A 21,012-nucleotide genomic window follows, 5' to 3' on the forward strand; every position below is an offset into this window, starting at 1 on the left:
GGAAGGAAGTGCGGTGGGGCGGGTTCAGCAGTCGGCGGAGAAGCGGACGGAGGCGTCCGGCAGGCGCGTGTCGCACCACACCCGGACCCCCTTGCGCAGCTCGTTGTCGGCGCCCACCCGGGCGCCGTCGCCGACGACGGCGCCGTCCACGACGGTGCGCGCGCCGATCCGGGCGCCCGCGCCGACGAGGCTGTCGCCGATCCACGCGCCGTCCGCGACGCGCGCGCCGTCCAGCAGGACCGAGCCCTCGACCACGGCGCCCTCGGCCACTTCGGCGCCCGCGCCGACGACCGTGCCGCCGCCGAGCTTGGCGCCGGCGGCGACCTTCGCCCCCGGCAGCACCAGATACGGTCCGGGCTCGCCGGGCATGGCCGCGGAGGCCACGACGCCCCGTACGAGGTCGGCGGATGCCTGGACGAAGGCGTCCGGCCGGCCCAGGTCCAGCCAGTAGGTGCGGTCGACGACGCCCTGGAGGTGGGCCCCGTCCGCCAGCAGGCCGGGGAAGGTCTCGCGCTCCACGGAGACCGGACGGCCCGTGGGGATGGCGTCGATGACCTCCCGGCGGAAGACGTAGCAACCGGCGTTGATCTGGTCGGTGACGATCTCGGCGGGGCTGGTGGGCTTCTCGGTGAAGGCGAGCACCCGGCCCGTCTCGTCGGTGGGGACGAGCCCGAAGGCGCGCGGGTCCTCGACCCGGGTCAGATGCAGGGTGACGGCGGCGCGGGCCGCCTCGTGCCGCTCCACCAGGTGCGCGATGTCGAGGCCGGTGAGGATGTCGCCGTTGAGGACGAGCACGGGCTCGGCCGGCGCCGAGGTCAGGGCGTCGGCGGCGGACCGGATGGCGCCGCCCGTGCCGAGCGGCTCCGCCTCGGTGACGTAGGTCAGCCGCAGTCCGAGCGCCGACCCGTCACCGAAGTACGGCTCGAACACCTCGGCCAGATACGACGTGGCGAGGACCACGTGGTCCACCCCGGCCGACTTGAGCCGGGCGAGCTGGTGCGCCAGAAACGGCACTCCGGCCGCCGGAACCATCGGCTTGGGGGTGTTCACCGTCAGGGGCCGCAGGCGAGTGCCTTTGCCGCCCACTAGCAGTACCGCTTCCGTCACGCGAGTCCCCAGTCAGCCAGATGAGATTTTTTCACAAACGTTTACACTACATGCTGCTTATGCGCCTAAATCGGATGTCGTCCAGAGAAGGAACGAATGAGCCCCCTGAGTCCCATACGCGAGCGCGACGGTGCCGGCGGACGGCTGCGCCGCCTGGTCCGTGAACTCGCGAAGTTCGGCACGGTGGGCGGCCTCGGCGTCCTGGTCAACCTGGGCGCGTTCAACCTGTGCCGGGCGGTGACCGATCTCGCGGTGGTCCGGTGCAGCGTGATCGCCACGGTCGTCGCGATCGCCTTCAACTACCTGGGCCTGCGCTACTTCGCCTACCGGGACCGGGACAGCGGCGGACGCGCGAAGGAGCTGACGCTGTTCGCGGTCTTCAGCGCCATCGGCCTGGTCATCGAGAACGGCGTGCTCTACACCGCGACGTACGCCTTCGACTGGAACAGCCCGCTCCAGAACAACATCTTCAAGTTCCTGGGCATCGGCATCGCCACGCTCTTCCGCTTCTGGACGTACCGCACGCTGGTCTTCAAGCAACCGGACCAGCCGCAGCCGCCGTTGCCCACGGCCCCCGAAGAGCGCCTGGCGAAAAGCTCCCGCTGAGCGGGACGGGTGGGACGGGCGGGGCGCCGGCTGCCGTCCGAACCGCGAGGGCGGTGCCGCGCAGCCCGGACCCCAAGGGCGGCCGGCGAAGCTCCGGTTGAAGCGCGACGGCGGGTGTGAAACGTCACCCCGCCCACGTTTCGCACACCCGGGCGGTAACAGCGTTACCCGTAGGGTACGTTGTTACTCATGAGCACGCTCTACCAAGACGCCCAGCGCGCCGGTCAGGAATCCGTGCGCACCACGATCCTCGACCGCGCCATCGATCTGCTGGTCACGGAGGGCCCCGCCGCCCTGACGATGCGCCGGATCGCCACCGACATCGGCTCGTCGACCAAGGTCCTCTACACCCTCTTCGGCGGGAAGGAGGGGCTGGTCGACGCGTTGTACCGGGAGGGGTTCGCGCGTCTGCGGCGGGCGCAGGAGCGAGTCCCCGCCGTGGACGACCCGTTGGCGCATCTGACCCAGCTCGGGACGGCCTACCGGGAGCACGCGCTGGCCGAACCGGCCTACTACCGGGTGATGTTCGAGCAGGCCGTACCCGGCTACCGGCCGAGCGCGGAGGCCCTGGCCGTGGCCGGGACCGCGTTCGACGCCTCGGCCGCGGCCGTGGCCGCCTGCATCGACGCCGGAGTCTTCCGGCCGGGCGACGCCGAGGAGATCTCGAAGATCTTCTGGGCCGCGTCGCACGGCGCGGTGAGCCTGGAGATCGCCGGACACTTCACGGGGGATACGGCGGCCCGTCGCTATGCCGCCCTGATGACGGCGGTGGGACGGGCGTTCAGCACCGACCCCGAGTCCATCCCGGTGTCCGTCCCCGAGCCCGGCCCTGATGCCGTCCCCGATGCCGTTCAGAAATCCGCCTCCTCTCCCTCCACCTCCGCCGCCGCGCGAGAAGGGCAGCAGTCATGACGGTCAACCGCTATCTGTCGGGCAACTTCGCACCCGTAGCCGAGGAGGTCACGGCGTACGACCTGCCCGTCACCGGGCGGATACCGGCGCACCTCAACGGCCGCTATCTGCGCATCGGCCCCAATCCGCTCGGTGTGGAGGACCCCGCCGCGCACATCTGGACCCTTGGTGCGGGGATGGTGCACGGTGTACGGATCCGGGACGGGCGGGCCGAGTGGTACCGCAACCGCTGGGTGCGCTCCGGTACGGTCGCCGACCAGCTCGGCGAGCCGCGACGGGGCCACCAGGTGGACGAACGGCTGGACATCTCCCCGAACGTGCAGGTCGCCGGACTCGCGGGCCGCACCTTCGCGCTCATCGAGGGCGGTATCCGCCCGTACGAACTCACCTATGACCTGGACACGGTCGGCCCCTGCGACCTGGGGGCGACCCCGGAGGGGTACAGCGCCAACGCCCACTCCCTCTTCGATCCGCGCACCCGCCAACTGCATTCGCTCGCGTTCCTCTACGGGTCCGACATCGTGCAGCACATCGTGATGGACGAGGCCGGGAAGGTCGTGCGGACCACCGACATCCCGGCGCCCGGGAACCCGTACATGCACGACTTCGCGCTGACCGACAACTACGTGCTGGTCTTCGACTCGCCGGTGGTGTTCAGCGCCGCCCATCTGCACACGGGGGTGCCCTTCCGCTGGGACGGCGACCGCGGGGCGCGGGTGGGCGTGCTGCCGCGCGAGGGCGGTGCGGTGCGGTGGTTCGAGATCGCGCCGTGCCTGGTGGGGCACACCCTCAACGCGTATGAGGGGGTGGGCGGGAACGGCCCGGAGATCGTCATCGATGTCGTCCGGCACCCGGAAGGGTTCGACATCAGGAACATCGGGTCCAGCCGGCCCACTCTGGACCGTTGGACGATCGACCTCAGGGGAGGGAAGGTGCGGGAAGAGCGGATGGACGACCGGGTGCAGGAGTTCCCCCGCCTCAACTCCCGTTACACGGGGCGTCCTTACCGCTACGGGTACGCCGCCGCCGTCGAGCTCTACGCGCCGCCGGCCGGACCCGACGACGACCGTCCGGACGAGGGGTTCAGCAACGCGCTGCTCAAGCACGATCTGCACCGCGGGACCACCGAGGCGCATGAGTTCGGGCGGGACGGGGCGGTGGGGGAGGGCGTGTTCGTCGCCGCGGAGTCACCCACCGCGGAGGACGACGGATACGTCATGGCGTACGTCTTCAACCCGGAGCGCGGCGCCTCCGACCTGGTGATCCTCTCTGCCCAGGACTTCACCGGGGAGCCCGTGGCGCGGATCCATCTGCCGGCGCGGGTGCCGCTGGGGCTGCACGGGAACTGGGTACCGGGCGAGGAGCGGTGAGCCGAGCGGTGAGCCGAGTGGTGAGCCGGCGGCGGGGCTCGGCCGGGTAGCGGATCACGGGGACAGGGGGATACGGGGTGCGGGGGATACGGGGGGTGCGGGGCGCGGGGGACGCGCCGCCGGTTGCCCAAGTGCGTTAGTGGACCGGTGGTTTGGGGTGGGTGCGGCGGCTGCGCCTCCTGCGGTAGGGCGGGGCCGCCGCCGTACTTCTCAGGTGCCATGGCCCGTAGCGGATCTAACGCCGATGCGGTAGGGGCCGGTCCTGCCGGAGAGTGATGATGCGAGGTCAGGTGCGGTGGAAGGCTGAGGCTCGGGACGGACGGGCGACGGCCCGGCTCCTGACCGGACCGGCACCCGACCGGGCCCGGCATCCGAAGGCCCGGCACTGACCATGCCGGGCCGCACCGCAACGGCACCGGACGTGCCGGACAAGCCCCCTCGCCGTCACGGCAACCGAATGCCGTGCCGCCGACACCTCCCGCGCCGCCGCCCCCTCCGTCCCACCGACACCTCCCGTGTCACCGACCGCACCCCCCAAGGAGACCGTGTGACCACCCTCAGAGCCGCCGCGCGCCGCGCCTCGGCCGTGGGCCTCGCCCTCACCGCCTGCCTCACCGCGACCCCCGCCATGGCCACCGCCGCCACCGCCGCCCCGGACCGTGACGGCGGCGCGGCGGCGTCCGGGACCGGGCTCGACCGCTACTACCACCAGCGCCTCGACTGGCGCAGCTGCGTTCTGGGCCCGGATGACGCGTCGGGCCGCGCGCTGGAGAACGCCGGCGCGCGCTGCGCCGAGGTGACCGTCCCACTCGACTACACCGACCCCAAGGGCCGCACCCTCACCGTCGCGATATCCCGGCTCAAGGCCACCGACACCCGCCACCGGGTCGGCCCGCTGCTCCTCAACCCCGGCGGTCCGGGCGGGTCCGGCCTCACCGTCCCCGCGCAGATCCGCCCGGCGATGAAGGAGGCCGGCGCGCTCTACGACCTGATCGGCATGGACCCGCGCTTCGTCGGCCGCAGCAACGCGCTCGACTGCGGCTGGTCCGTCGGCCCCTCCATCCGCTCGGCCGGTCCCGACCGGGCGAGTTTCGAGCGCCAGGTCGCCTTCCAGAAGGGCCTGGCCGACAAGTGCCGCGCCACCAACGGGAAGGTCCTGCCGTACATCACCACCCGCAACACGGCCCGCGACATGGACGTCATCCGCGGTGCGCTCGGCGAACGGAAGCTCTCCTACCTGGGCTACTCGTACGGCACCTATCTGGGCACGGCCTACACCCAGATGTTCCCCGGCCGCTACGACCGGGTGGTGCTGGACGGGGCGATCGACCCGAGCCGCTACAACCCCCGCCTGTTCAAGGGCGTCGAGAAGGAGCAGGACCAGGCACTCGCCGACTGGGCGGCCTGGGCGGCCGCGCGCCACGACACCTACGGCCTCGGCCGCACCCGCGCCCAGGTGCTCGCCACCGTCAACCGCATCGTCGAGGCGTCCTCGCGCCGCCCGCTGACCGTCGGCACCGCCCCCGACGTCTTCCGGCTCGACAGCTCCCAGACGCCCTTCGTCATCAACTCCGGGATCGCGAGCGACACCGAGGAGGACCGCAAGGCCCTCGGCGAGCAGGTGTCCGTACTGGCCAAGGCCGCCGACGGGCAGCAGCCGACCCGGCTGTCCGCGCAGTTCGCCGCCGTCCTTCGGCTGGGCCTCACCAGCGAGGGTTCGCCCGCCGGCAGCATGCAGTCCGCGATCCTGTGCGGCGACGTGGCCGCCCCGCGCGACCCCGAGCAGTACTGGCAGGACATCGAGCGCAGCCGCGCCGCGCACCCGCTGTTCGGCCCGCTGACCAACAACATCGGCGCGTGCGCCTTCTGGGACCGGCCCCGTGAGGAGCCCACCCAGGTGCGACACGACACCCCGGCGCTGATCGTGGCCGCCACCGGCGACCCGCGCGCCCCCTACACGGGCAGCGTCGCACTCCACCACAAGCTGCCGAGCTCCAAGCTGCTCACCCTCAAGGGCGCCAACCGGCACGCGATCTACGGGGCCTACGGCAGCACCTGTGTGGACGACACGGTCAACGCCTACCTGGCCACGGGCAAGCTGCCCGCGAAGGACCGGACCTGCATCAAGCAGAACGATTAGCTGGTCACCGTCAGCTGATCAACGGCATCCTTCTCGGTGAGCGCCGGATGGCGTGGGGGCGGACCACGCCGCGCACCACACAGGGGAAGAGGGAAGAGCCGTGGGCAAGTTGGAGCAATACGACACAGTGGCCGACCGCAAGGGCCTGGGCGAGCGGTGGAACGTCTACCGCGTCCGCCGCCGCCTGCGCCACACGGAGTGGCTGGTCGTCCCGTACATGATGATCGCCGTGGTGGCGTACGTGCTCTTGGAGACGCCGCTGCTCTACGTCCCCGTGCTGGCCGCCATCGCCGTCGGCATCTTCGTCGGCCTGCGCCGGATTCCGCCCCGCACGGGGATACGGCTGATCCTCGTGTACGAGAACGGGCTGCTCTTCGTCCACACCAACGCGTACCCCGTCACGCTGCTCTGGGAGGACGTCGAGGCCAGCAGGCAGGTGTACGAGCAGTCCGACGTGAAGTTCAGAAGCGGAGGCATCGAGTCCACCACCAAGTACGGGCATCTCACGATCTGGCCGTCGGACGGGAAGCCCCCGATCGTGCTGATGCACGTCCTGCGCCAGTCGGAGCTGGCCTCGACGATCGAGGAGGAGATCCGCCCGCGGCTGTTCGAGTCGCTGAACGCGGCCCTGGACGCCAACGGCGAGGTTCCGGTGGGGCCGGTCGCCGTCACCCGCACCGGCATCCGCTTCCCCGCCGCCGACAAGGACCGGCCACCGGTGCTGCTGGACTGGTCCCAGCTCAAGGAGACGAGGATCAGCCCCACTTCGGATGTCCTGCTGCGCTTCCAGCGGCAGACGGGCGCCCCCAAGGGTCCGAGCTCCTTCGTCGTGTCCGTCCCGAACGCCGCGGTGTTCCGCGACTTCATCGAGGAGACCCGCGGACTGGCGGAGTAGCGGCGGCGGAGCGGAGAAGACGGAGCACCGCGGACGGAACGCCGTACGAAACGATCTGACCCCGGGGTAAGAAAGGTGCCGCCCGCGCTCTGGAGCCGGGGCCCCCGGGGCGTCAGACTGGATTCCCGTGTCACCTCTGTGGGGGAGGCGGCACGGGGTCTTGCGTCGTCCCCGTCCGGAGCGGGGGCGGCCGGCGCCCGGACAGCGTGGCGGTCGCCCGGAAATTCGATTGCCGCACGGCCCCGCACCGGCTTTCATCGACGGTGGACTGCGGGGCCCTGCACCGGGCCGGGCCCGTATGTGAAAGGTGGCGTTTTATGCCCCAGGCGTCGCGGAACGGCTCTCGTCAGCGAGGACGGTCCGCACCGGCGGCACTGCCCGTACGGCACGGCTGACCGCGACCGTACTCCTCGGCGACGAGCGGCGTTCGACATGTTCCCTCCGTCAACGCAGCACGCCAGGAGTCCACTTCACATGAACCGCAAGACCCCCGAACGGGCACGTACGCGTTCCTCCGCGCGCGCCCAGTCCTTCCGCTGCCTCCAGTGCGGCCTCGACATCTCCATGAGCGCCATCGGCACCAGCCACCGCAACCACTGCCCCAACTGCCTGTGGAGCCGTCACCTCGACGACACCCCCGGCGACCGGGCGGCGGACTGCGGGGCGCGCATGGAACCGCTCGCGATCTCCGTACGCGGGGACGGCGAGTGGGTGATCGTCCACCGCTGCACCGGCTGTGGCGTCCTGCACGCCAACCGGACCGCGGGCGATGACAACGCGCTGCCGCTCACCCGGCTCGCGGTGCGTCCGCTGGCCCAGCCGCCGTTCCCCTTCGAGCGGCTCGCCGGTCTCTGACGTAGACGTCCGCGATGGACCCGCTGATGGGGGCCCGCATGAACTCGGGCCCCCATCAGCACCTGCGGCGTGGACTACTGCGGCGCGGACCGCTCCGACGCGGGCTGCTGTGATCCGGTGTTCTTCTTGCGGAAGAGTTCCGCGACGTACTCGTCCAGCAACGCCTCGTACTTGACGCGCATGTCGTCGTCCAGCGTGGTGTGCCGGATGATTTTGATACCGCTCTGCGGGTTCAGCATATGGCTCTCCGAGAGGAGAACACGGGCCTGCATGAAGTTCTGCCGGTTCGCCACCCGCATCATTTCGTGGCTACTGTTCTTGCCCTGCCCCTGGAAGTGCTCGGGGTTCTTCTCGATGAGCTGCTGCTGGCGCTCGAATTCCGGATGGCGCAGTTTCTCCGGATTGGCCGTGTAGTCCTCCAGGTGCCGGGACGGCCGGTACTTGCCGTCGTGGAACCTGTCGAGAGTCCTCTTATGGAGCTCCTTGGCCTGATTCTTCACACGCCACTGGCGTCCCGCTTCCGCGTGCTCGTCCAATTGCGGGCGTACGGCCTTCAGCTGATCCTTGGTGACGCCCGGCCCGGACGGGATGGTGCCTTCCGGGAGCGGCGACGGCTCGTTGATGTCACGGTTCCAGAGTTCGCGGACCTCGATGAGGTTTCTGGTGATCTCGTCGTTCATCTTCTCCCGCCCGTAATGGGCGGGAGGCTTATCGCCCTTCTGCAGGCGTTTCACGGCCTCGGGCGTGGGCTTCCGGGGGTCGTCGGACTCGTAGAGCTCGTCGACTCCGCCGTCGATGATCTGCGCGGTGCCGGGCGCGGGCTTGTCGTACCGGATCGGTCCCAGGCTGTGGAGATCGTCGAGCAGCTCGTCGTCGTGGGGCAGGCCGTGCGGATGGGCCAGGTAGGCGACGTCGTCCGCGATGTCCTTGGGCACCATGATCTGGAAGAGACTGCCCTCCTTGGTGTCATTGAGGGCTTCGGCCTTCTTGTAGAGCTCGGCCACTCCGCTGCTGTCCAGGCCGAATTTCGTCAGGAATCCTTCGATGAAGGAAGCGACCGGGATCTCGGTCTGGCCCTTGCCGATCTGGAAGTAGTGGAAGGTCTCCTCGCCCGAGTGGTTCAGGCCGCCGTGCAAGGACAGGTTGGCGGAGATGATGTGCGATTTGGTGGGGTTGATGTTGTCGTCGATCAGCCCGTTCGCCGCCATATCTTCATCGAAGAACTGCGACACGTTCTCGTACTGCTGGAATTCCTTTTCCTCCGGGCCCGGGTACCTCAGGAAGTGGAAGTCCTCCGGTACGTCCCTGCCGTGATGCTGGGCGTAGACGCGTTTGTAGACGTCCTGCGAGATCCGCATACGGGGATCCTGGGCATGGAAGAAGGGATAATGCTTGTCGCCGTCCCGTTCCTCGTTCTCGATCACCTGATCCTGAATGCGCTCGTACCGAGCCGCCTGTTCCGGGGTGATCTGCCGTCGCGGGCGCCCGTCCTGCTCCTGCTCCTCCGTCAGCTCCGGGGTGGGAGTGAGAAAGCGGTTTCGCACGCCTTGCCGGTGTGGCCCGCGCTGCTGCAATGCGGTGTCGAAATAGGGGAGGTCGAGATGGGCCGCGGAGGCCGAACGCTCCATGCGCTGCACCGGTGCCGGTCCTCGGTCCGGGCCCGTCGCGGCGGCGGGGGTCTCCGCCAGGTCCGGCTGCCCGCCGCGGAGGGCCTGGCTCGCGACGGCCTCGGCCTCGCGCTCGAACCGGTCCGACGGGTCGCTGACCTGGAGGCCGTCGGCGGTTTCGGTGCCGGCCACCGGGCCCTGGCGCTGCTGGATGACGTGGACGAGTTCGTGGGCGAGGGTGTGCTTGTCGGCGCCGCCCTCACCGATGACGACGTGGTGCCCGGAGGTGTAGGCGCGGGCACCGACCTCCGTCGCGGAGGCGCGGGCCGCGTCTCCGGTGTGCAGCCGGACATCGGAGAAGTCCGCGCCGAGGCGGGCCTCCATCTCCCCCTTGAGCGACGCGTCCATGGGCTGTCCGGGGCGGCTGAGCACCTCATGGACGGCGGAGCGCTGGACCGGCGGCGGACCGGGCTGCGGATGGCCGCAGCCGGGGCCGTGCTGCTCCCGGGCCAGTTGCAGCATCCGCGTCACGGCGGCGTTCCCGGCGGCGCGCTGGAGCGTGGCCATGCTCTCCGGGGACGGTCCGCCCGCCGCCAACGCGGCCGCGTCCGGGGCCTGCTGGAGCGTGGGCGGCGCCGGACGGCGGGCCTGCTCGGCGCCGGCCTTCCTGCCGGGGTCTTGCGCGCGCATGAGACGGACCTCTCCAGGGGGCGACGGACTCGACAAGCGTGTCCCATACGTACCCGGTCGGCCCCCCTGGAGAGAAGGGGGAGCGGGGCAGCGTTCGATGCCCCTTCGGGCAGGAGCCGCGGTGTGGGTGCGGTTCACGGCGGTGGAGCGGCGCGTCTCCGGTGCTGCTCATCCCCGGGGTGGCGCATCCCGGGCGTCGCTCATTCCCGTTCCTCGGTCAGGGTGCGGATGATCTCCAGCAGCTCCGCCGTGGTGTCCCCCCGCACACAGGTCCGCACGGTTCCGACGTGCAGCCCCGGCAGGTTCGCCACCCGCTCCGCCGCGTGGCCGAGTAGTAGTGCCGCTGCGCCATACCGCCCCACGCAGAGCGGAAGCACATTTAATTAGGGGATATTTCTAGAAAGCTAATCCGTGACGGGTGCCGGGCGATCCCCTCCCGGGCAGAGCGCGCGACGGGGCAACGGGGGAATGGCGCGGGCCCGACGAGAACGCCAGGGGAACATCAGGGGAACACCAGGGGGAACGTCAGGGACATGCCCGGACAAAGGCAGGAGCCCCTCTCCCCACCGAAGTGGAGGAGCGGGGCTCCTTAGGTATTGCTAAGTCGACCTGGAAAGGTCGGACCGGGCAACTCAGACCGGCGTGACGTTCTCCGCCTGCGGGCCCTTCGGACCCTGCGTGACGTCGAAGTTCACCTGCTGGTTCTCCTCCAGGGAGCGGAAACCAGCAGCGTTGATCGCTGAGTAGTGGACGAAGACATCCGGGCCGCCGCCGTCCTGGGCGATGAAGCCGAAGCCCTTTTCAGCGTTGAACCACTTGACGGTTCCGGTAGCCATAAGCCCTCCTTGGGCCAAAGGGTTGCCCTGCTCCAGAACCTGCAAACAAGTCTGAAAACTACAAAAGCCTGCGGGTCACATGCTCCGCAGGCTCTGTACTGCAAGGGAAACCAAACTGCAACTTGCGCTGAGCGTAGCATGTGGCACTCCTGAGGTGGAAGAGCCAAAGATCACGTTTAACGGGGAGCCTGCGGGGCCATCTACGGCCCGCCGCACCGGCCACAGCGGCCCCCGCCGCATCGGATCACCGCGCGCGGGTCTAGCCTCCGCATGTGGACAATTCAACCTTCGGAGACGCACCCGCGGGAGCCGCGGCCGACCACCGTCGCAGCCGGCCGCGGGTGGGCCACATCCAGTTCCTGAACTGCCTGCCCCTTTACTGGGGCCTCGCCCGTACGGGCACCCTGCTCGATCTGGAGCTCACCAAGGACACCCCGGAAAAGCTCAGCGAACAGCTGGTGCGCGGGGAACTCGACATCGCGCCGATCACCCTCGTGGAGTTCCTGCGCGCCGCCGACGACCTCGTCGCCTTCCCCGATCTCGCGGTCGGCTGCGACGGTCCGGTGATGTCCTGCGTGATCGTTTCGCAGAAGCCGCTGGACCGGCTGGACGGCGCCCGGGTCGCCCTCGGGTCGACCTCGCGGACGTCCGTCCGGCTGGCCCAGCTGCTGCTCGCCGAGAAGATCGGCGTCCGCCCCGACTACTACACCTGCCCGCCCGACCTCGGCCTGATGATGCAGGAGGCGGACGCGGCGGTGCTGATCGGCGATGCCGCGCTGCGGGCCAATCTGCACGACGCCCCGCGGCTGGGCCTGGAGGTGCACGACCTGGGTCAGATGTGGAAGGACTGGACGGGCCTGCCGTTCGTCTTCGCCGTCTGGGCCGCCCGGCGTGACTACCTGGAGCGCGAGCCGCGGGTCGTGGAGAAGGTCCACGAGGCGTTCCTCGCCTCCCGCGATCTCTCGCTCGAAGAGGTCACCAAGGTCGCCGAGCAGGCGGCCCGCTGGGAGACCTTCGACGAGACGGTGCTGGCGCGCTACTTCACCACGCTGGACTTCCGCTTCGGCGCCGACCAACTGCGCGGCGTCACCGAATTCGCCCGCCGGGTCGGCCCGACGACCGGCTTCCCGGCGGATGTGAACGTGAAGCTGCTCGGGGCCTAGAAGGGCCAGGGGCCGGGGGCCCGGCGTACTCGGGCGCCAGGACCGGTGCCGGGGCCCGGCTTGCTCCCGCAGCCCGGTGATCCCGCGGTCCCCGCGATCCTCCGGCCCCGTAAGGGGACGTCCCCGCCACCTACCGGGGGCTCCCCTCGACGCCGGGCCGGCGGTCCCCCGTCGGCTATCCGCCCGACGGTGTCGGGCCGCGCAGGACCTTGCTGATCGCCTCCAGGGAGCCCTCGCGCATGCCCTGGATGTAGCCCTTGGCGTTGTGGCCGCCACCCTGGATGACCCGGAGCGAGGCGTGCACCGGGCCCTTGCCGTACTGCTGGATGAAGCGCTCCAGATTCGCCCGGCCGCCCTCCTTGGTGCCGATCTGGAACTGGATGTACACGTCCGGGGCGCCGCGCCGGGCGGCGAGCTGCTTGGCCAGCCGCTCCGGGTTGTTGGCCTGCTTCTCCTTGGGGTGGCCGCGCCACAGCGGCGAGTCCGGCCGGGTGTCCGGACCGCTGGCGATCACGGCCTTGAACCGGTCCGGGTGCTGCAGCACCTGCTTGAGGCCGACGAACCCGCCGGAGGAGGAGCCCATGAAGGCCCAGCCGTCGCGCGTGGTGAAGGTCCGGAAGTTGGCCTTCACGAAGTCGGGGACGTCGTCGGACATCCAGGTGCCCATCTTCGGCTGCCCCGGTATGTCACTGCCGTCGTAGTAGTACTTCTTGTCCGGATTCAGTACCGGCATCACCACGATGAACGGTTTGCTCCTGCCCTGCTCGGCCAGTTCGCTGACCGTTTCCTGGAGCTTGAGATCGGTGCCCATCCAGTAGTTCATCGGGTAGCCGCGGCCGCCGGGCAGCGCGATCAGGACCGGGAACGCGCTGTCCCGGTACCGCTCCTCGTAGTACTCCTTCGGCGCCCACACCCACACCTTGCCGGTGAACCCGGACTTCTGCCCGTGGAGCGTGGCCACCCCGATCTTGGTGCCGTCGTCGAGGGTGTTCGCGGTGACGAACTCCGCCTGCGGCCCGGTCGGCATCCGTGCCGACGGGTCGTGGGCGGAGCTCTGCATCATGTTCCCGCCGCCGCCGTCCGGGGTCGGCTGGTTGAACGACATCGGGTCGCCGTTGTCGGAGAAGACGCCGAAATGGTTCAGCACGGGGACCGAACCGAGCCCCAGGACCGCGATGAGCGCGCCGATCAGGAACAGCCGCTTCCTCGGTCCGCGGCGCGCGGGACGGTACTCCTGGTGCGGGCCGTACGGGGGCTGGTCATCGGGGGAGTGAGGCACGGGCGTACTCCGGATGATCGCGCTGCCCCGACGGGCAGGATGGACGACTTACGCCCTGTTTGATGCGGAAAGCGGGCCGCGGGTTTGCCGGGGCCGGACATGACGTGCGTCATAAAAGCGTCCGACGTCGTCATGCGTCATAAAGCGTCCGACGTCGTCAAACGTCCGAGCCAGGCCCGGAACCGGCCGAGCGGTACTCGTACGCACCGGGGGCCGGCGGGACGGTATCCGTACTCACCGGGGCGGTATCCGTACGCGCCAGGGGCCCGGCCGGGCGGCATCCACCCGGCCGTGACCGGGGCTGTCGGGGCTGTCATACCCCTGGCGTAGGCTGGTTCGGTCGTTATGCCCGCCTCCGAAAGGGACGCCCCGGTGACCGAGAACGCCGACCTCCAGTCCGTACTCGACCGCGCCGCGCAGGGCGGCCGCATCACGCCGGAGGAAGCACTCGACCTGTACCGCTCCGCTCCGCTGCACGCCCTGGGGGCCGCCGCCGACGCCGCGCGCCGCCGCCGCTACGCCGGCACCGAGCACATCGCGACGTACATCATCGAGCGCAACATCAACTACACCAATGTCTGCGTGACGGCCTGCAAGTTCTGCGCCTTCTACGCCGCGCCCAAGGACACCGCCAAGGGCTGGACCCGCGATCTCGACGACATCCTGCGCCGCTGCGCGGAGACCGTCGAGCTGGGCGGCACCCAGATCATGTTCCAGGGCGGCCACCACCCGGACTACGGCGTCGAGTACTACGAGAAGCACTTCTCGGCGATCAAGCAGGCGTACCCGCAGCTGGTCATCCACTCCCTCGGCGCCTCCGAGGTCGAGCACATGGCGCGGATCTCCAAGGTGACGCCCGAGGAGGCGATCCGCCGGATCCACGCCGCCGGCCTCGACTCCTTCGCGGGCGCCGGCGCCGAGCTGCTGCCGGCCCGGCCGCGCAAGGCGATCGCGCCGCTGAAGGAGTCCGGCGAGCGGTGGCTGGAGATCATGGAGACGGCGCACAACCTGGGCGTCGAGTCCACCTCCACCATGCTCATGGGCACCGGCGAGACCAACGCCGAGCGCATCGAGCACCTGCGCATGATCCGCGATGTCCAGGACCGTACGGGCGGCTTCCGCGCCTTCATCCCGTACACCTACCAGCCGGAGAACAATCACCTCAAGGGCCAGACGCAGGCCACCCTCTTCGAGTACCTGCGCATGATCGCCATCGGCCGGATCTTCCTCGACAACGTCGCGCACATCCAGGGCTCCTGGCTGACCACCGGCAAGGAGGTCGGCCAGCTCTCGCTGCACTACGGCGCGGACGACCTCGGCTCGATCATGCTGGAGGAGAACGTCGTCTCCTCGGCCGGCGCCAAGCACCGCTCCAACCGCACGGAGATCATCGACCTGATCCGCAAGGCGGGCCGGGTCCCGGCGCAGCGCGCGACCACCTATGAGCACCTGATCGTGCACGACGACCCGGCCAACGACCCGGTCGACGACAAGGTCGTCTCGCATCTCTCCTCGACCGCCATCGAGGGCGGTACGGCCCACCCGGAGCTGAAGCTCATCGAGGCCAACTGAACGCCGACGGGCGGGAGTTGACCATGTGGCCGGAGAGTGGCCCGTTGCCGGAGGGGACTGACCCGGTGCGGGCACGCGGGCTGTCTTCGGAGGTCCGGCTGCCGTGCTGACGCTTCACCGGGTGCGCGGGGTCCGGCTCGTGGTGGACGGCCCGCCCGCCGAGCGGCCGGACGACGCGCGCCCGGGTGACGAGTACGCCGACGGGTTCGCAAGCGAGTACGCCGATGGGTACGCGGTGGTCGTCGATGGTGACCGCTTCGCGGCTGTCGGGCCGTATACGGAGCTGCTCGCGGCGTACGGCGAGCGGGCGCGGTCGCGGGAGTGGGACGGCGTACTGACGCCGGGCCGCTACGAACCGGACGGTGCCGCGCTGCTGGAGGCCGCCTACCACCCCGACCCGCGCGAGGCCGATGAACTGGGCAGCGAGCCGATCAGGGGCGAGGCGCTCGCCGCCCTCGGTATGACCGAGACCCGCTGGGGTGCCAGTGCCCGGCGCGGGCTGCAGCGCCTGCTGGCGACCGGGACGACCGCGCTGACCGGCCCTTTCACCCGGCCTGCGGTCCGTACGGCCGTTCAGCGGTCCGGCCTGCGGGACCTGCCGGAGCGCCGCCCGCGCACGCTGGCCGTCGGCGGCCCGGCCGATTTCGCCGTCTTCGCCGCGGACGGCAGCTGCCTCGCCACCGCGCTCGGCGGCCGCCTGGTGTTCCGCCGCCGCTGAGGGCCTTGCGGGGGGTTCGTCCGCCTTCTCGCTGCCCGGCCCGTCCCCGGTCCTTCGTCCTCCCGCTTTTCCCCCGACTCCTCGATGATCTTCGTCAAGGAACCGTCAATGCCGCGTCGTCGCACGTCAGGGCGGTGTCAACGGAAGCGGAACGGCCGCTGCCACCCGGCAGGATCCTGGGTGCGGGGGCGGCCGATTCGGCCGCTCACGATGCGCTGCACCGCTGGACCGCCCGGATGTTCCGAGGGGGCATGCGGCCGCCCCCGTCCAGACTCCGCGCCCGCCGCCCCAAGGGCGTGCCCGGTGCGGGGGCGATCCGCCGCACGGTGGACAATGGCCAGGTGACCCGAGCATCCCTGGACAAGCAGCCGCACGAAGTCGCCGCGATGTTCGACGACGTGGCGGCGCGGTACGACCTCACCAATGACGTGCTCTCCCTGGGGCAGGCGCGACTGTGGCGCAAGGAGGTGCAGCGGGCGGTGGCCGCGCGGCCCGCCGAGCGGGTGCTCGACCTCGCGGCCGGTACCGGTACGTCCTCGCTCCCGTTCGCCCGGACCGGCGCGTACGTCGTGCCCTGCGATTTCTCGGTGGGCATGCTCAAGGAGGGCAAGCGGCGGCACTCGTGGCTGCCCTTCACCGCGGGCGACGGCACGCGTCTGCCGTTCGCCGACGGGGTGTTCGACGCCGTCACCATCTCCTTCGGACTGCGCAACATCCAGGACACCGACGCCGCGCTGGCCGAGCTGTACCGCGTCACCAAGCCCGGTGGCCGGGTCGTGATCTGCGAGTTCAGCGAGCCGACCTGGGCGCCGTTCCGGACCGTCTACACCGAGTACCTGATGCGCGCGCTGCCCCCGGTCGCCCGCGCGGTCAGCAGCAACCCGGACGCGTACGTCTATCTCGCCGAGTCCATCCGCACCTGGCCCAACCAGCCCGAACTCGCCGCCCGGATGCAGGGCGTGGGCTGGGACCGGGTCGCCTGGCGCAATCTGACCGGCGGTGTGGTGGCGCTGCACCGGGGTACCAAGCCGGCCGAGTAGGCCGCGAGCGGACGGCGTGAGACGTGAGCGAGGGGGTGAAGGAGTGAGGCGGCTGCCGAGACGGAACGCGTGATTCCCACGTGCGCCCGCCCCACCACAGCCGCCCCACTCCCACCTCCCCCCGCTTCACCCCCGTCTCACACGTCCAGCCGGAAGCAGTAAGCCCTCACACATCCAGCCGGAAGCAGTACGCCTCCCGCTGTGACGTCGGCGAGTGCAGCGTCTCCGCGTGCCGCATGCCCAGGCGCCGGGTCACGGCTATCGACCGCTCGTTGCGGGCGTCCACCATCGCGACGACCTGCTGGACCCCGGCCTCCCGTACGGCGTCCAGCGCCCTCTGCGCCGCGACCGTGGCGTACCCCTTGCCCCAGTACGCGCGGCCGAGCCGCCAGCCGATCTCGATCTCGCCCGCCGGGCCCCACTCCCGCGGCCACGGCTGCGCCCCGGTGAAGCCGATGACCGCGCCGTCGGCAGGGTCGAGCAGCGTGTAGAGGCAGAAGCCCCGCTCCGCGTGGTGCCGGCGCTGGCGCGCGGTCAGTTCCTCGTACACCGACAGCTCGGCCGGCGCGCCGCCGTGGAACTCCATGACGTCCGGGTCGTTGAAGGCCCGGTGCCAGTTCAGCGCGTCCTCCTCGGTGGGCACGCGCAGCTCGACGGCGGGTAGCGGTGTGTTGTTCATGAGCCAACCCTTCAGGAAGTGATCACCAACGCCCCCATAGACTGCATGTGCCCGGTGCCTAACGGCACCCAGATATCCATATATCGACTTCCGGGAGAACCGCCGTGACCGAGTCCGCGTCCGTGACACAGCCCGTGGCAGAGTCGGCGACCACGCCCCGCTCGGAGTACAGCGCGGATGTGATCGTCGTCGGCGCCGGGCCCGCAGGTTCGGCGACCGCCTACCACCTCGCCAAGTCCGGTCTGGACGTCCTCCTCCTGGAGAAGACCGCCTTCCCCCGCGAGAAGGTCTGCGGTGACGGTCTGACCCCGCGCGCGACCAAGCAGCTCGTCGCCATGGGCATCGACATCTCCGAGGAAGCGGGCTGGCTGCGCAACAAGGGCCTGCGCATCATCGGCGGCGGCTCCCGCCTCCAGCTCGACTGGCCGGACCTGGCGAGCTACCCGGACTACGGCCTCGTCCGCCGGCGCGACGACTTCGACGAGCAGCTGGCGAGGCAGGCGCAGAAGGCCGGCGCGCGGCTCTACGAGCGCTGCAACGTCGGCGCCCCGGTCATCCACGAGCTGACCGGCCACATCACCGGCGTGCAGGCGAAGCTCGGCGAGGAGAAGACCCCGGTCACCTTCCACGCCCCGATCGTCGTCGCCGCCGACGGCAACTCCACCCGGCTCTCCCTCGCCATGGGCCTGCACCGCCGCGAGGACCGCCCGATGGGCGTCGCCGTACGCACCTACTTCACCTCGCCCCGGCACGACGACGACTACCTCGAATCCTGGCTGGAGCTGTGGGACCGCCGCGGCGCCCAGGACCGTCTCCTCCCCGGTTACGGCTGGATCTTCGGTATGGGCGACGGCACCAGCAACGTCGGCCTCGGCGTCCTGAACACCTCCAGTTCCTTCAAGGAGCTGGACTGGCGCGAGATCCTCAAGGCGTGGTGCGCCTCGATGCCCGCCGACTGGGGCTACACCCCCGAGAACATGACCGGCCCGATCCGCGGCGCCGCCCTCCCCATGGCCTTCAACCGCCAGCCGCACTACACCAAGGGCCTCCTCCTGGTCGGCGACGCCGGTGGCCTGGTGAACCCCTTCAACGGCGAGGGCATCGCGTACGCCATGGAGTCCGGCAGCATCGCCGCCGAGGTCATCGTCCAGGCCCAGGCCCGCCAGACCTACGCCCAGCGCGAGCTGGCCCTGCACCGCTACCCGAAGATCCTCAAGGACACCTACGGCGGCTACTACAACCTCGGCCGCGCCTTCGTGAAGCTCATCGGCAACCCCAAGGTCATGCAGATCGCCACCCAGCGCGGCCTGACCCACCCCCTCCTGATGCGCTTCACCCTCAAGATGCTCGCCAACCTCACCGACCCCACGGGCGGCGACGCGATGGACCGCATCATCAACGGGCTGAGCAAGGTCGCGCCGAAGGCGTGATCCTTCAACACTCATCCGCTGCACCCCGCTGACCTCGGCCGATGTCTGCCTACGGTGCAAGGAACGTTGCACCGTGGACACCACTCCGCCCGCCGGCGCGCACTGTGCCGACGGGCGGAGTCACGAGGGCGCTGGACGGGGAGCGCCCAGCTCGGCCCGTGAGGCACACCGAGCCAGACCCTCTGACCGTCCGGCGTGATCGTCATTCCGAAGCCGGTCAGATGTGGTGAGCCGTGGCTCTGCCACTGCATGAGCGAGTCCTCGATGGCGGTCCACAGGTTGAGCGGTCCACGCCTTCGGGAGCAATGCTCAAGATCTGTGGATCGGGCTCGGGTTGGACGCGAAGGGCGTACCTTCCCGAGTGATCGATTGAAGGTCACCGAGTAGGCCGACGTTGGCGCGTCGGTCGGGAAGGCACGCCCGTGCTGAGCGTGGTCAATGCCGATGGCAGCACCTCGAACGCCTCCTTGATGGACGAGTTCGTCCGCGAGGGCGCCCGGCGGATGCTCGCCGCCGCTCTGGAGGTCGAAGTCGATGCCTGCATAGCCGAGTTGGCTGATCAGCGTGACCTCGTCGCCCTCGTGAGGGCCGGAGCCCGCTTCGAACGCGGCCACCTCGTCGAACGCCCCGAGGCGGTCGCGGCGTGAACACCATCGAAGCCGAAGCCATCAGCACCGGGCGACTGGACCTGCTGCCTCTTCTCGTCGAGCACGCCGAGGAGATGGCCACGATGCTGTCCGACCCGGCTCTTCACACCTTCATCGGCGGCACCCCGGACACCCCGCAAGCCCTGCGCTCGCGCTACCAGCGCATCACCGCAGGCTCTCCCGATCCCGCCGTCTCCTGGCTGAACTGGGTGATCCAGCTCCGCGACGAGGACTGCCTGACGGGCACCGTCCAGGCGACGATCAGTCCCTCCGGCCACGGCCCCGTCGCCGAGATCGCTTGGGTGGTAGGGACGCCGTGGCAGGGAAGAGGCATCGCCACCGAAGCCGCCCAGGCACTCGCAACCTGGCTCGGCCGGCAGCCGGTGCATACCGTCATCGCCCACATCCACCCCGGACATCACGCATCCGCTGCCGTCGCCACCGCAGCCGGGCTCACACCCACCGAGGACCGGTACGACGGCGAGATTCGATGGCGCCGAAGTATCAGGCGATAGCTCCACCGATCCACAGGTCTTGACTATTACTCGATCTTTTTTCGGCACACAGGCTTGGAAGAGATGAGGGCACGGTGCGACGGAGTCAGGTGCGTCCTCCTCAGCTCGGCGACCAGGCCGGGCCGAGGTGGTGCCCCGCTCCGGGGAGCGGCGACGAACCGCCTCCCGGAGCGGGAGTTCTGGTGCGACCCTGACCCGGATGGTCGCCATGGGTGTGGTGCGATGTGACGGCCGCCGCCCAAGCCGGCCGAGGCGGGTAGTTCATTCCGACCCGCCTCCCAGACTCTCCACGTGCAGGTTGATCGTTCTGTTCAACGTTTCGGCCTGTGCCAGGAGGTCTTCGATGGTGGGGCGCGGTGTCGGCGGCTCCTGCTCGTCGGGGGTGCCGGCGGGCGGCGTGTCACTGCTCACCGGCGCGCCCCTCCCACTGCCACTCCCGCTCCCGCTCGGCCCGCCTCCGCACCACCCGGATCTCGGCAGGGGCGTCCGCCGGCCATTCCCCCGTGAAGCTGTAGCGGTTGCGGAGCCAGGGGACGCCTGCACGGACGTCCGTCACGATGGCGGTACGCCCGGGGGCGTACTCGACCACGTCACCGACTCCGGGCGGCTCCGTGCCACCCTCCGGCGGATCAGCCGGGGTGGTCATGCCATACCGCCGAGACTGAGCCACGTATCCCAGGTGCTGGTGCTCCAGGTGCGGGGGTCGCCACTCCGAGCGTGGAACTCCTTCGCCTCCTTGGGTACGGGCTTGGCCTTGGCCGTCCGTGGTGCGCCCGCCGACGGGAAGCGTGGGCCAACGGTGGACGTACAGCGCGGGGGTGATGCAGGGAGCATCAGGAATCCTCCAGACGGATCGCTGCTGAATGGAGGGCGGCCCAGAGGGGAGCGGGCCCGCCCACGATCCGCTACGACGCTCGGTCCCCACCTGACGTATGGCTCCCGGACAGCGGG

General features: G+C 70.1%; 19 protein-coding genes and 1 pseudogene. 13 read left to right on the top strand and 7 right to left on the bottom strand.

From position 1 onward, the window contains the following. Positions 1-24: 24 nt before the first annotated feature. The gene (locus IH09_RS12025) at positions 25-1,107 is read right to left on the bottom strand and encodes a mannose-1-phosphate guanylyltransferase (RefSeq protein WP_052856171.1); all 1,083 of its coding nucleotides are present in this window, start codon (positions 1,105-1,107) and stop codon (positions 25-27) included. 96 nt (positions 1,108-1,203) lie between these two features. Between IH09_RS12025 and IH09_RS12030 the strand changes: the two genes are divergently transcribed. The 6 genes from IH09_RS12030 (at position 1,204) to IH09_RS12055 (ending at position 7,885) form a co-directional block, all read left to right on the top strand. Then, positions 1,204-1,713 carry a GtrA family protein gene (locus tag IH09_RS12030; RefSeq protein ID WP_094791187.1) on the top strand — a complete coding sequence of 170 codons (510 nt, stop codon included), beginning with the start codon at positions 1,204-1,206 and terminating at the stop codon, positions 1,711-1,713. 189 nt (positions 1,714-1,902) lie between these two features. Then, positions 1,903-2,625 carry a TetR/AcrR family transcriptional regulator gene (locus IH09_RS12035; RefSeq protein WP_052856172.1) on the top strand — a complete coding sequence of 241 codons (723 nt, stop codon included), beginning with the start codon at positions 1,903-1,905 and terminating at the stop codon, positions 2,623-2,625. Next, the gene (locus tag IH09_RS12040; protein ID WP_052856173.1) at positions 2,622-3,995 is read left to right on the top strand and encodes a carotenoid oxygenase family protein; all 1,374 of its coding nucleotides are present in this window, start codon (positions 2,622-2,624) and stop codon (positions 3,993-3,995) included. The genes IH09_RS12035 and IH09_RS12040 overlap by 4 nt, the downstream gene beginning before the upstream one ends. 547 nt (positions 3,996-4,542) lie before the next feature. Then, positions 4,543-6,135, top strand: a complete 1,593-nt coding sequence (locus tag IH09_RS12045) for an alpha/beta fold hydrolase (RefSeq protein WP_052856174.1) — start codon at positions 4,543-4,545, stop codon at positions 6,133-6,135. Positions 6,136-6,235: 100 nt separating this feature from the next. After that, entirely contained in the window at positions 6,236-7,030 is a 795-nt protein-coding gene (locus tag IH09_RS12050) for a DUF6585 family protein (RefSeq protein WP_052856175.1), read from the top strand. Positions 7,031-7,504: 474 nt separating this feature from the next. Continuing rightward, positions 7,505-7,885, top strand: coding sequence for an RNHCP domain-containing protein (locus tag IH09_RS12055; protein ID WP_110952237.1), 381 nt, complete (start codon positions 7,505-7,507; stop codon positions 7,883-7,885). A gap of 74 nt (positions 7,886-7,959) precedes the next feature. Here IH09_RS12055 and IH09_RS39815 read toward each other — a convergent pair whose 3' ends face one another. Continuing rightward, positions 7,960-10,182 carry an eCIS core domain-containing protein gene (locus tag IH09_RS39815; RefSeq protein WP_240151122.1) on the bottom strand — a complete coding sequence of 741 codons (2,223 nt, stop codon included), beginning with the start codon at positions 10,180-10,182 and terminating at the stop codon, positions 7,960-7,962. A gap of 632 nt (positions 10,183-10,814) precedes the next feature. After that, positions 10,815-11,018, bottom strand: a complete 204-nt coding sequence (locus tag IH09_RS12065; protein WP_014144190.1) for a cold-shock protein — start codon at positions 11,016-11,018, stop codon at positions 10,815-10,817. Positions 11,019-11,290: 272 nt separating this feature from the next. Here IH09_RS12065 and IH09_RS12070 point away from each other — a divergent pair, with 272 nt between their 5' ends. Beyond that, positions 11,291-12,181 carry an MqnA/MqnD/SBP family protein gene (locus IH09_RS12070; protein WP_052856176.1) on the top strand — a complete coding sequence of 297 codons (891 nt, stop codon included), beginning with the start codon at positions 11,291-11,293 and terminating at the stop codon, positions 12,179-12,181. A gap of 175 nt (positions 12,182-12,356) precedes the next feature. Here IH09_RS12070 and IH09_RS12075 read toward each other — a convergent pair whose 3' ends face one another. Next, a complete protein-coding gene (locus IH09_RS12075; protein WP_318279439.1) occupies positions 12,357-13,460 on the bottom strand; it encodes an alpha/beta hydrolase in 1,104 nt (367 codons plus the stop codon). 372 nt (positions 13,461-13,832) lie between these two features. Between IH09_RS12075 and mqnC the strand changes: the two genes are divergently transcribed. The 3 genes from mqnC to IH09_RS12090 all read left to right on the top strand — a co-directional run bounded on the left by mqnC (position 13,833) and on the right by IH09_RS12090 (position 16,790). Beyond that, positions 13,833-15,032 (top strand): cyclic dehypoxanthinyl futalosine synthase, encoded by a 1,200-nt coding sequence (gene mqnC / locus IH09_RS12080; RefSeq protein WP_052856177.1) that lies wholly within the window; start codon positions 13,833-13,835, stop codon positions 15,030-15,032. Between the two features lie 103 nt (positions 15,033-15,135). Further along, positions 15,136-15,750: an imidazolonepropionase-like domain-containing protein gene (locus tag IH09_RS12085; protein ID WP_110952238.1), complete on the top strand. Its 615-nt coding sequence runs from the start codon at positions 15,136-15,138 to the stop codon at positions 15,748-15,750. Positions 15,751-16,091: 341 nt separating this feature from the next. Then, a complete protein-coding gene (locus IH09_RS12090; RefSeq protein WP_052856279.1) occupies positions 16,092-16,790 on the top strand; it encodes a demethylmenaquinone methyltransferase in 699 nt (232 codons plus the stop codon). Positions 16,791-16,956: 166 nt separating this feature from the next. Here IH09_RS12090 and IH09_RS12095 read toward each other — a convergent pair whose 3' ends face one another. Further along, complete coding sequence (locus tag IH09_RS12095; RefSeq protein ID WP_052856178.1) at positions 16,957-17,469, bottom strand: GNAT family N-acetyltransferase; 513 nt, start codon at positions 17,467-17,469, stop codon at positions 16,957-16,959. A 104-nt stretch (positions 17,470-17,573) separates the two neighbouring features. On the opposite strand from IH09_RS12095, the gene IH09_RS12100 reads away from it, so the two are divergent. The 3 genes and pseudogenes from IH09_RS12100 to IH09_RS12110 all read left to right on the top strand — a co-directional run bounded on the left by IH09_RS12100 (position 17,574) and on the right by IH09_RS12110 (position 20,061). Continuing rightward, complete coding sequence (locus IH09_RS12100; RefSeq protein ID WP_052856179.1) at positions 17,574-18,899, top strand: geranylgeranyl reductase family protein; 1,326 nt, start codon at positions 17,574-17,576, stop codon at positions 18,897-18,899. A 422-nt stretch (positions 18,900-19,321) separates the two neighbouring features. Continuing rightward, positions 19,322-19,468, top strand: a pseudogene (locus IH09_RS40835) (IS256 family transposase); the annotation flags it as partial. A gap of 74 nt (positions 19,469-19,542) precedes the next feature. Then, entirely contained in the window at positions 19,543-20,061 is a 519-nt protein-coding gene (locus IH09_RS12110) for a GNAT family N-acetyltransferase (protein WP_052856181.1), read from the top strand. A gap of 261 nt (positions 20,062-20,322) precedes the next feature. On the opposite strand, the gene IH09_RS38975 is transcribed toward IH09_RS12110, so the two are convergent. Next, positions 20,323-20,472: a hypothetical protein gene (locus IH09_RS38975; RefSeq protein WP_172450439.1), complete on the bottom strand. Its 150-nt coding sequence runs from the start codon at positions 20,470-20,472 to the stop codon at positions 20,323-20,325. Beyond that, positions 20,462-20,707 carry a hypothetical protein gene (locus tag IH09_RS12115; protein WP_052856182.1) on the bottom strand — a complete coding sequence of 82 codons (246 nt, stop codon included), beginning with the start codon at positions 20,705-20,707 and terminating at the stop codon, positions 20,462-20,464. The genes IH09_RS38975 and IH09_RS12115 overlap by 11 nt, the downstream gene beginning before the upstream one ends. Positions 20,708-21,012: the final 305 nt, after the last annotated feature.

Source organism: Streptomyces celluloflavus (genome assembly GCA_000720995.1).
Taxonomy (GTDB): Bacteria; Actinomycetota; Actinomycetes; order Streptomycetales; family Streptomycetaceae; genus Streptomyces; species Streptomyces celluloflavus.